9 protein-coding genes are annotated in these 11,968 nt (G+C 39.2%); all 9 read left to right on the top strand.

All coding sequences use genetic code 11. From position 1 onward, the window contains the following. Positions 1-16 precede the first annotated feature (16 nt). Positions 17-910, top strand: a complete 894-nt coding sequence (locus tag LC455_RS14345; protein WP_223591786.1) for a carbohydrate ABC transporter permease — start codon at positions 17-19, stop codon at positions 908-910. Between the two features lie 214 nt (positions 911-1,124). Further along, a complete protein-coding gene (locus tag LC455_RS14340) occupies positions 1,125-2,408 on the top strand; it encodes an ABC transporter substrate-binding protein (protein ID WP_223591785.1) in 1,284 nt (427 codons plus the stop codon). A gap of 142 nt (positions 2,409-2,550) precedes the next feature. Then, complete coding sequence (locus LC455_RS14335; RefSeq protein WP_223591783.1) at positions 2,551-3,807, top strand: amidohydrolase family protein; 1,257 nt, start codon at positions 2,551-2,553, stop codon at positions 3,805-3,807. Between the two features lie 5 nt (positions 3,808-3,812). Continuing rightward, a complete protein-coding gene (locus LC455_RS14330; RefSeq protein ID WP_223591782.1) occupies positions 3,813-5,849 on the top strand; it encodes a hypothetical protein in 2,037 nt (678 codons plus the stop codon). 100 nt (positions 5,850-5,949) lie between these two features. Continuing rightward, a complete protein-coding gene (locus tag LC455_RS14325) occupies positions 5,950-6,609 on the top strand; it encodes an aspartate/glutamate racemase family protein (protein WP_223591781.1) in 660 nt (219 codons plus the stop codon). Positions 6,610-6,630: 21 nt separating this feature from the next. Next, a complete protein-coding gene (locus LC455_RS14320; protein WP_223591780.1) occupies positions 6,631-7,548 on the top strand; it encodes a class II fructose-bisphosphate aldolase in 918 nt (305 codons plus the stop codon). A gap of 31 nt (positions 7,549-7,579) precedes the next feature. Next, positions 7,580-10,006, top strand: coding sequence for an alpha-mannosidase (locus tag LC455_RS14315; RefSeq protein ID WP_223591779.1), 2,427 nt, complete (start codon positions 7,580-7,582; stop codon positions 10,004-10,006). Positions 10,007-10,022: 16 nt separating this feature from the next. Further along, positions 10,023-10,679, top strand: coding sequence for a class II aldolase/adducin family protein (locus LC455_RS14310; RefSeq protein WP_223591778.1), 657 nt, complete (start codon positions 10,023-10,025; stop codon positions 10,677-10,679). Further along, positions 10,676-11,950: a four-carbon acid sugar kinase family protein gene (locus LC455_RS14305; RefSeq protein ID WP_223591776.1), complete on the top strand. Its 1,275-nt coding sequence runs from the start codon at positions 10,676-10,678 to the stop codon at positions 11,948-11,950. The genes LC455_RS14310 and LC455_RS14305 overlap by 4 nt, the downstream gene beginning before the upstream one ends. Positions 11,951-11,968: the final 18 nt, after the last annotated feature.

Raw genomic sequence — 11,968 nt, 5'->3', positions numbered from 1 at the left:
GAAAGGAGATCCCTTTATGGAAACACATAATGGTATTACAGCGAGTGATATTTCATTAAGTATCAGAAAGACAAGGAAAGAGAGAAACATGAGGAAGTTTTTAGGTAGATTCGCAGTATATTTATTCCTGCTTATTATTGCATTTACCTGTCTGCTCCCATTTTACAGCATGATGGTCACTTCATCTCATACAAATTCAGAGATTGCCAGGAAGTTATTGCTGCTTCCAGGAACAGAATTCATAAATAACTATCATCGCCTAATTGATACTGTGCCGATTTGGAGAGGTTTTGTTAACAGCTTGTTTATTACCATTACGTCAACAATCCTTAATTTATATTTCTCGGCATTGGCGGGTTATGGATTCTCAAAATATAACTACAAAGGGAAGAACATTCTTTTCCTTGCTGTACTCGGGACGATGATGATTCCAGGTCAACTGGGAATTATCGGATTTTTCAAGCTCATGGATACATTCCATATGTTAAATACGTATTGGCCCATCATTCTGCCATCTATTTCAAACGCGTTTGGGATCTTCTTTATGAAACAAATGTGTGATACCAGTATTCCAAATGAAATCCTGGAATCAGGGAGAATAGATGGATGTGGTGAGCTTAAAATTTTCCATCGTTTAGTGCTTCCATTGTTAATGCCGGCAGTGGCTACACTCGGAATCTTTTCTTTCATTGGAAAGTGGAATGATTTCCTAACACCGATGATTATTCTTTTTGACAATGAACTTCAGCCATTACCAGTTATGATTGCCAGTGTTAAGTCTCAGTTTTCGACGGACTTTGGGGCGATGTATGTTGGAATTGTCATCTCAGTGATCCCTGTGCTAATTTTCTTCTCTATCGTATCTAAGAAGATTATTAGTGGTGTAACTGCAGGGGCATTAAAAGGTTAATGATTTCATAAATGCTTGATGGAGGTGATGTCAAGGAACATCATTTCATACAAAATTCCTTCAGAGGAGAATGAAACCAATCCTCCACTGAAGAAAGCTTCCTTTATCTATCACGATTAAGTGTTAAAGAATTGACGGTCTTAGCCACTTAAAGGGATCGATAAGAAAAAACATTAGATCTTCATTATACCAAAAAAAGGGGCTGTAAATCTATATGAAAAAATGGCTTTCAATCTTACTTGCTTCTATCTTAGTCCTTTCATTGTTTGCGGGTTGCTCAAAAAACGATGAAGCTACTTCAAGTACTCCTAAAAAAAGTAACGATAATAAAGTTGAAGGTAAATTAACAATCTGGACATTCTTCGGCCAAGTAAAAGATATGGCAGCAGAATTCGAGAAAAAATATCCAGATGCAAAAGTTGATGTAAAAATCTTTCCTGGTGACCAATATCAAACAAAGCTTTTAAACGTACTTCAAACAGGTAAAGGCGTTCCTGATATTTTTGACTTAGAAAGAGGCTACATGGGCAAGTTTATCAATTCTAATTATGCCTCAAACCTTTCTGACATGGGTGCAGAAGATCTTGTGAAGGATTATGTCCCATATGTACAAGCATTAGGAAGAGATGCCAAAGGTAATCTTAAAGCCATTTCTGATCACTCCTCACCAGGCGGTTTCTGGTACATCAAAGAAAATGCAAAGAAATACTTAGGAACAGATGATCCAGATAAAATCAGTGAAATGGTCGATTCTTATGACAAAATTATTGCATTAGGCGAAAAGGTTAATAAAGAAAGCAACGGTAAAGTGCACTTAATTTCTCATTATGGCGATATCTACAACATGGAAGCTTATAATACTAAGCCATGGGTGAAAGATGGAAAATTAATCATTGATCCTACTTGGAAGAAAAGCTATGAAATTCAAAAGCAAATTTTCAATAACAATGTTGACGCAAAACTGGAATTCTTCTCTGCTGGCTGGGGTAATGCCATTAATGATGGAAGTGTTATTTTAACAGAGATGCCGGCTTGGGCAGGCTTCATGGTCGACAATAAAGATAATAAGGCAAATAATAAGTTTGGTGTTGCAAGAACTCCAAAAGGGTTCTACATGGGTGGAACATATCGTTCAATCTATGAAAAATCACCAAATAAAGATTTAGCTTATAAATTTATCGAATTTATTGCCAGCAAAGAATGGCAGCAGCATAACTTAGAGGCTACAGGCAACATGCCAGGACTACTAACTGTTTATAAAGATAACTTAGACACATTTAAAACACCAATGTTTGGTGACCAAAATGTCTTAAAGCCATATTACGAAACAGTTAAAGATATTCCTGCTTATAAGCCAGATAAGTATGGTGAGGAAGTATTAAGTAAGTGGAGAAAAGTAGCTGGCGAAGGTGTTAAAAATAATGCGGATATTGATGAAGTCATTAAGAACTTCAAAAAAGAAGTTAAAAACACATTCCCTGAACTTAAAGTGGATTAATTAGTTGGTTGTTTGAGATAGGATGACTTAAAAATGAAATGGCAGCCCCTGTCCCTCCGGATTGTTTATTAAATGATCAGGAGCGGATGTGGAGGGGGCGGATTCTTTTGAGTCATCCTTTATCTTTGGAAGGGGCAGTAAGATGAGCAGCATACATGAAGAAATTAATAAAATTCGCATAATAGATGGTCATGAACACATTGATCCAATGGAAATTCGAAAAAAAAATAAAGTGGATTTTTTTGGTCTTCTTCATTATTTAGATTCAGACTTGATCACTGCAGGGATGAAACGTGGGATTTTAAGCCGGGATTCAAAAATAGGTGTGGAAGAGAAAGCAAAGCACTTTTTAACTTTTTATCAAAAAACGAAAAATACAACCTATGCACGAACATTAAAAACAGCGGTACATGATTTATATGGTATGGATGACTGGACCGTTAATGGAATCTTGTCGCTGAATGAAAAAGTATTAGCAGCAACGAATGATAACGAGTGGTATTCGAAAGTATTGAAGGAAAAGTCGGGAATTGATTTAGCTTTTACGCTTGCGTATACAACGAAAGTTGATTTCTCACTCTTTCGTCCTATTATGTTTTTAGATTATGCCTTTAAATTGAGAACACGGAAGGATATACAGGTCATTGAAAGAGATTCAGGGGAGAAGGTTCATACTTTCAAAGATTATCTTTCTGCTGTAGATGCCTTATTAAATAAATTTGTAAATGAAGGAATGATTGCTACCAAGCTCGGTCATGCCTACTGGAGAACGCTTAAATCATCGAAGCCCACCTTTTCAGAGGCTGAACGCTTGTTTAATCGCCTGCTTTCTTCCTTTATAGATGAACCAATGTCACAACAAGAATCGGTCGTTTTACAGGATTACTTAATCCATCACATTATTCAATGTTCGATTAAATATGACTTACCTATTCAGATTCATACAGGACATCACGAAACAAGCGTCTCAGGGAACGGGAATATCATTACAAACTCAAAGGTCACGGATTTGGTTCCATTACTAGCAGCTTATCCTGATGCGAATTTTGTTCTTTTGCACTGCGGCATTCCTTACCATCAAGAATATTTAAGTATCGTAAAAAATTACCCAAATGTTTATGCAGATTTTACTTGGGTATATATCATCTCCCCAACGATCGCAAAACAAATCTTACACCAAATGATTGAAATGGTTCCGCAAAATAAAATTTTCGGTTTTGGCGGGGATTACAATTTTGTTGAGGGTACATATGCCCATCAAAAGCTGGCCCGTAAAATCGTCGGAGATGTATTAACAGAAAAAGTACAAGACGACATGCTGACAGAAAAAGAGGCAGTAGAGTTTGCTGGGCGGGTATTTAGAGATAATCTTATTGAACTTTACAAACTAAAGGTGTGATTTCATTGGCTACATGTTTAAACATATTGAAGGAAGAGACGAACCAGAGTGGAATACAAGTCTATTCTTCCGAACGAAAGAGTGGCAATGCCTTTCTTCAATTCAACTCACTTCTGGATATTTATAACGGGGAAACTCTTTTAGAGAATATACAAATTGATAACATCAATGAAGTAGAAGGCGGCTTTCTCGTATCGGGAAGAGGAGATCTTTTCTCTGTGCGCTCAGTATGGAAACATGTACAAGACGGATGCGGTTATATCGAAGTTGATTTACATGTTTGCTACAACAAAGAAGTTTCAGGGGATTACGGTTTCCAATTTAATGCTGATTTAGCTGGGAGCGGAAAACCGACCTGGATGATTCCTGGAGCTTTTTATAAAGAAAATCGGTTTGAACATAATGCCCGGAAGTACCCAAGGTATGATTATCGTGATGGCAATCATGATGAAATGGTTTCAGATCATTGGTCCTTTCGGTCGGATCGTGCTGCTCTTCCAGCTGTTTTTGCCTGGAATGATGAAATGTGCGGTGCTCTCTGTGTTGAGGAAATGTCTCCACTTGGTCTCACAGGTGTCGGATTTCGTGGAAATGAATCATCTACCTCAATATGGGTGAATTTCCCTTATAAGGAGGAGCCGGTCACATTTGTCGGTGAACCTATTCCAGAGCCAAAGGATATTTCATTATATACATTTAAACCAGATGAAACGGTTCATTTGCACTTGAAAATCTATACAGCATCACCTGATTTACATTCTTATAATCCATTTGTGCGAGAAATGTATAAACTTCATCAACAAGAGAATCCATTGAATCCCTGGATGGGACTTGAAGAGGCTTCTGAATTAACGGCCCATGGCTTATATCGCTGGCATTATATGCCTGAACATAGCATCCTTTCAGAAACGGCAGCCTTTGACCGCGAGTTTAATAACAATGTAAAAGGAATGGGAGACCGTCCGCATATGCATGTTGGCTGGGTCAGCGGCGTTCCCTATGCGTACGCCTTATTAACTTATGGAAGAAAAAAGGGAATCCAGCAATATGCTGATGCTGCCATCGATGTCATTAATAATGTTGCTTCAGCCCTAGCTCCAAGCGGAACATTCTGGGCGTCCTGGGTGCTTGGCAAAGGCTGGGGAACTGGTTGGAACCCTAAGAATACATGGCTGCAAGCAAGAACGATTTCTGAAGCAACCCTGTTTTTGGTTCGTGCTTTAAACTATGAAAAACAAGCTGGGTTTACTCATCCTGATTGGGAAAAAGCTGTCCTTTCTAATTTAAATTTTGCTGTCGCACATCAGCGTGCAGATGGTAATTTCGGATCCTATTACCACTGTGAAACCGGTGAAGTTGAGGAATGGGATGGTGCAGGCGGGATCTTATGGATTGCTTCTTTAATTGAAGGAAGCCATTTTTTCCAAAATGAACAGTATCAACTGGCAGCGGAAAAAGCAGGTCATTACTATGAGCGTTTCGTGTTAGATGAGTATATTTATGGTGCACCAGAGGATGTTCACTTAACACCAACATCTGAGGATGCTTACAATGCAGTTGTAGCCTATGTATTACTCTATGAAACTAACAAAAATGAAGAATGGTTGAATCTTGCTAGACATGCAGCTGATTGGTTAATGACTTTCCGCTGGACCTATAATCTTGCTTTTCCGGAGCATACATTCCTGCTTCAATATGATTTTCGTTCCCGCGGTGCCGATCAAGCATCACCATCCAATCAGCATTTGCATAATTATGGATTATTTTGTGTTCCAGAAATGCTCCGCCTTTGGAAGTATACCGACGATTCCTATTATCTAGACAGGACTCGGGATCATATTGCTTGTTTTCTTCAGTTTATTGCTAGAAAAGATGGCGATTTTAATGCCTATAAAGGTATGGTCACAGAGCGTTTTTATAATACGAATTGTTTCCAGCCAAAAGGCATGATGCTGACGTTATCACATTCCTGGTGTGTAGGGCTTGTGTTATATGCCTCACAAGAAGCTTTAGCTTTTAATAGTTCATTGCAGTTGTCTTAATTGAAAACTCAATTAACCATCTTGGCTGACCATGATGGTTAATTGTATTTACTAGAGTACTATGAAAAGTGGTGCTGGAAAAGAGATGGAGGGATTAGGGATGAAAAAGAAACTGGCGATCATTCATACAACGCCCGTTACCATTGAACCATTAAAGGATTTAGCAAAAAAAATTATTGGAGATTGCGAAATTATCAACTTAGTAGATGATTCCATTCTCCCGCAATTAGGACAAAATGGAGGGAATGTTCAAGAAGTAGCGGGCCGTTGGGAAAGCTACGCCAAAGTTGCGGAACAACTTGGAGCAGATTGTATATTAAATGCCTGCTCTTCCATTGGAGATCTGGTTACATATACACAACCGAGGGTGTCAACTCCGATTGTCCGGATTGATGAGGCAATGGCGGAATATGCGGTTACCTCGGCTGAAATAATCGGCGTAGCAGCGACATTAGAAACCACATTAAAGCCAACATTAGAGCTTCTAAAACAAAAAGCAGCGGAAAAAAAGAAAACCGTTGAGTTTGAACCCATTTTAGTGGCATCTGCCTATCAAAAATTAATCGCAAACGATAAAGAAGGACATGATTCAGACTTGGCAGCTGCTTTAAGAGAGTTAGCTGAAAAAGTCGAAATCGTCGTTTTGGCACAGGCATCAATGGCCAGGGTGGTTTCGACCTTTACGCCTGAGGAACAAAGTCGTTTTGTAACAAGCCCAGAATTGGGAATGGAAGCTGTTAAACGAACAATACAAAAATAATAATAGAAGGAATGATGAAGAATGAATCAGGTTAAACCGAAAAATGTCATCACACTTACAGAAGCACTTACAATGGCTGAAAAATTTCAATATGCAACAGGTTCCTTTTCACCGCGTTATACGGCAATGATTGTCCCTGTTTTAAAAGCAGGCCAAAAAACAGCTTCACCATTAATCGTTCAAATTTCACAAAAAGAATTAGAGCGCTACGGAATTACCCCGTTTGAATTCGCAAATGAGTTTTATTCGCAAGTAGAAAAATTAGCGATTACAGTGCCGGTTGTATTACATCTTGATCATACAAAAGAGCTTAAAGTGATTAAGGATGCAATCGAAGCAGGTTTCACTTCTGTAATGATTGATGCTTCAGAAAAACCATTTGCAGAAAATGTGAAAATCACAAAGGAAGTTGTGGAATATGCACATGCTAAAGGAGTTTCAGTTGAAGCGGAACTAGGAATGATTGGAACAACCGATTTCATTGAAACCGATAAAGATGAAGAATTATATACAGATCCTGTTGAAGCAGCAGAGTTTGTAAAGCAGACAGGTGTTGATGCATTAGCAGTATCGTGCGGAACTGCCCATGGAGTATATATGGTCCGTGAACCAAAGGTTGATTACGACCGCTTAGAAGCAATTCGTGAGTTAACCCCTGTTCACCTTGTTCTTCACGGCGGATCAGGCGTACCGAGTGAAATGATCCAAAAGGCTTTTCAATTGCCAAAAGGCGGGGTAAGCAAAGTCAATATTGCAACCGACCTAGAACTTTCTTTCTTAAAAGCAATCGATCGTGAAGAAAGAATGACTAATCTGGAGTGTAACCAATTACCAGAAGACCATTTACTCTTAGGTCAAAATGCCGTTGAGGAAACTGTAAAAGAAAAAATCTCACAATTTCTATTAAGTACAAACAAAGCTAGTCATTTCAACCAATAAAAACAACTAGAATATGACAGGGGTTGAGAAAATGAAGGATAAAACTTTCCATATGATCGGTAATGCCCATTTAGATCCGGTTTGGCTTTGGCAATGGCAGGAAGGGTTTCAAGAAACAAAAGCAACCTTCAGATCCGCGTTGGACCGAATGAAGGAATATGAAGATTTTATTTTCACCTCAAGTTCAGCGGCCATGTATGAATGGGTAGAAGAAAATGACCCAGAAATGTTTGCAGAAATCAGGGAGCGGGTAAAAGAAGGACGCTGGAAAATTGCAGGCGGCTGGTGGATTCAGCCTGATTGCAATATCCCAAATGGAGAATCATTTGTCAGACAAGGTCTATACGGTCAACGATATTTCCAAGAAAAATTTGGGGTAACTGCGAAGGTGGGCTACAATGTCGATAGTTTCGGACATCATGGCATGCTTCCACAAATATTAAAGAAAAGCGGAATGGACTCTTATGTTTTCATGAGGCCGGCTCCAAATGAAAAAGGGCTTCCTGGTAACCTTTTCTGGTGGGAATCAGATGACGGTTCACGTGTGTTGTCCTTCAGAATCATGTATGAATACAATTCATGGGGAAAAGCATTAGATCGAATTGTGAAGCGATGCAAGGGCGAGTTTAAAGGAAACGTTAATGACCTTATGATTTTCTATGGTGTTGGAAACCATGGCGGAGGTCCAACGAAGGAAAATATAGAGAGTATTTATCGCTTAAATCAGGATGATAATCTTCCTGCACTTGTGTTCTCATCTCCTGAAGAATATTTTGAAAAAATGAAAAATACCAGCGATTTACCTGTTGTTCATGATGATCTTCAGCACCATGCCAGCGGATGCTATGCTGCTCATTCAGGGGTAAAACAATACAACCGTAAAGCAGAAAATATGCTGATGACAGCTGAAAAATATTCTGCTCTGGCTTTTTGGATAACTGGACAGCCATATCCGATAGAATTGAACCGTGCATGGAAGAATGTTTTATTTAACCAATTCCATGATATTTTAGCGGGTACAAGTATTGAGTCGGCCTATGAAGACGCTCGGAATTTATATGGAGAAGCTCTGGCGATAGCCGATCGGGCTTTGAATAACGCAATTCAGTCTATCTCTTGGAAAATAGAAATTGAACAAGATGAGCGAATGAAACCGATAGTGGTCTTTAATCCGCATGCGTGGGAAAGTAAAGTAAATGTGGAAATCGAAATTGGCGGATTAAAACCAACTTCTGTTTTGGTGGATGATCTTGGCAATGCTGTGGCCTTTCAAACAGTACAGTCACAAGCAACAGCAGGAGGACGTTACCGCTTAAACTTTTTAGCTGATCTGCCTGCAATGGGATATCGGGTTTATAAACTTTTTACAGAATTAAATGGCATTGAAGCGTCATTCGAGCCGATAGAGGCGAGTCAGCATTCTATGGAAAATGACCGCTTTAAAATCGAATTTGATGCTGAGACTGGTTGGATTACGAGTCTTTACGATAAACGATTAGACCATGAAGTTTTTTCAGGACCTGCTGCAAAACCAGTTGTCATCAATGACAAAACAGATACCTGGAGCCATGATACCCTCCACTTTAATGATATCATTGGAGATTTCAAAGCGAAAAAAGTTTACCTGGCTGAGCATGGACCAGTTAAATCAGTCATTCGAGTGAAAAGTGAATACGGCCGCTCCATTTTGATTCAGGACTTCACGATGTATCGGGAAAAAGATCAAATTGATGTGAAGGTAACGGTTGATTGGCGTGAAAAGTTTAAGATGCTGAAACTTGTTTTCCCGATTAATGCTATTTTTAGAAAACAAACGTATGAAATTCCATATGGAACGATTGAGCGCGAGCATAATGGGGAAGAAGAGCCTGGACAAAGCTGGGTGGATGTGACGGGGGTTAAACCAAACCACGAAGGTGTGTATGGATTAAGTTTAATCAACGACGCGAAATATAGCTACAGTATTCATAACAAAGAGCTTTCTTTAACGGTATTACGCAGCCCAATCTATGCTCATCACGATCCTCTTGTTCCTGAAGAGGACGGAGAATATTCCTTTATTGATCAAGGGATCCAGCGATTTGAATATGCGCTGCTGCCTCATGAAGGAAGCTGGGCAGAAGCGGAAACACCAAAAAGAGCAGCGGAATTGAATTGTAAACCAATCTCCATTATCGAAACGTTCCATAAAGGTTCCCTGCCACAAACGGATTCTTATTTGAATGTAAATGAGGACAATGTGATGGTTAGTGCGATCAAAAAAGCAGAAGACAATGATGATTTAATCATTCGCTTGTTTGAAACGAATAAACGAGCAACAGAGGCAGAGATTACATTACCGAAATTTAACCGCACCTTTAAGGCTTTCTTTAAGCCGTCGGAAATTAAAACCTACCGTATTCCAAAAGATCCTGACAAACAGGTTATGGAAACGAATTTGATTGAATGGGATGAATAGGATGGTGAGTGCGGATATGAAAGAAATGTTAAAAAGGCAATTACAAGAAACCGGAAAATATATGATGCAAAACGATTTAGCCTGGGGAAATTCAGGAAATATCAGTGCCAGGATAGACGATAATTCCTTTCTAATTACAGCAAGCGGAACATATTTGGGCGATTTGGATCTGGAGGATTTTGCGGAATACTCAATAGAAGCCAAAAAGTGTTTGACTAACGGCAGAAAACCGTCTAAAGAAATTCCAATGCACCAAGCTATCTATGAAATGCGTCCTGAAATCGGAGCCGTTTTACATTCATCACCTTTATATAGCATGCTTATTGCTTCTTCTAATATTGATATTCCTTCAGCCTTATTCGTTGAGGGCATGTACTATTTAGAACGAATTGAGAGAGTTGCCTATGCACATCCTGGTTCAATAAAACTTGGAGAACTTGTAAAAGAGAAAGCGAAAAAGGCTAATATTCTATTATTAGAAAACCATGGCGTTCTTGTATACGATACCTCCATAAAAGAAGCAAAAATGGCTCTGCAAACATTAGAAATGGCTTGTAAAATGCTAGTAATCTCTCGAAAAGCAGGAGTTGTTCTTCAAGAACTACCCGCTGATGTGGTTCAAAGTTTTCTGCATGAATCAGGATATAAACCACGAAGGAGTTGGGAAAGTTGATCGGTATTGTTGCAGACGATATTACAGGCGCAAATGATATTGGCATTATGTTTGCAAAATCAAGCTGGCAAGTGGATGTCTATCCATACCCTTTTTCACACAAGAAAATGGGAACGTTCCCACCCGATGTACTGATTGTGGATACGAACTCTCGGCTCGATCTATTTGAGAATGCCTATAACAAAGTCTATGAAAGTACAAAAACCTTACAGTCACTAGGTTGTGAACAATTTTTCAATAAAACCTGTTCGGTCTTTAGAGGAAATATTGGTGCTGAATTTGATGCGATGCTGGATGCGCTCGGAAGTGAATTTGCTGTCGTTGTTCTTGGCTTTCCTAAAAACGGAAGAACGACGATGCATGGGCAGCACTATGTGCATGGGAAAAAATTAGCTGATTCTGAATTCCGGCATGATCCTGTGCACCCGATGCAACACTCTGATTTGGTTGAAATTCTACAAGCACAAACAAACAGGAAAGTTAGCATTGTAGACCATGAAATCGTAGAACAGGGCAGTGAAAGACTAAAACAAGAAATAAATCAAAAACGGTCACAATGCCACTACTTAATTGTGGATGTGAAAGACCAAACATCCTTACAAATCATTGCCGAAGCGATTAAGGAAGAAAAAATTATTTGCGGTGCTTCAGGTATTGCTGAAGAATTAGCCGTCGTAATCAATAAAGGGGATAATCACACACGATTAGTTTCAATTCCGCCATTAGAAAAAGGCGTCCTGTGTGCGGCCGGAAGTCTAATGCCACAAACCTATAATCAGGTTGAAGCAATGAAACGACGCGGGCTTCCTGTTTTCGAAATGAAATCACCTATTCTTTTTTCTCAGCAAAAAGAAGCTTATTTAGAAGAACTAATTAGCAGATTCGTAACTTTGTTGAATGAGGGCCAGGATGTTCTTGTTCACTCTTCAAACACCTCTGATATCGTCAAAGAGACAAAACAGCTCGGTGCTTCATTAGGTTTTTCGAATACGGAGGTTTCAAAGATAGTCTCTGAATCTTTGGCTCTTGTAGTGGATGAAACGTTGAAAAGAACATCTGTAAACCGCTTGTTACTGGCAGGTGGTGAAACATCTGCTTCTGTTTGCAACAGACTCGGAATCGAAGGGCTGACTGTTTGGAAAGAAATTGAACCAGGTCTCCCCTCTTGTATTAGTTTAAATGATCCGACGCGGATGCTGGTTCTGAAGTCAGGCAGCTTTGGCAGTACCGATTTCTTTGCGAAAGCAATTGATCACCTGAAAGAAAATTAAACGACTGATTTAATAGGG

The sequence above is a fragment of the Neobacillus bataviensis genome (genome assembly GCF_019969725.1).
Note: the sequence above shows the minus strand (reverse complement) of the source record. Positions and strands in the feature narration are given on the sequence as shown.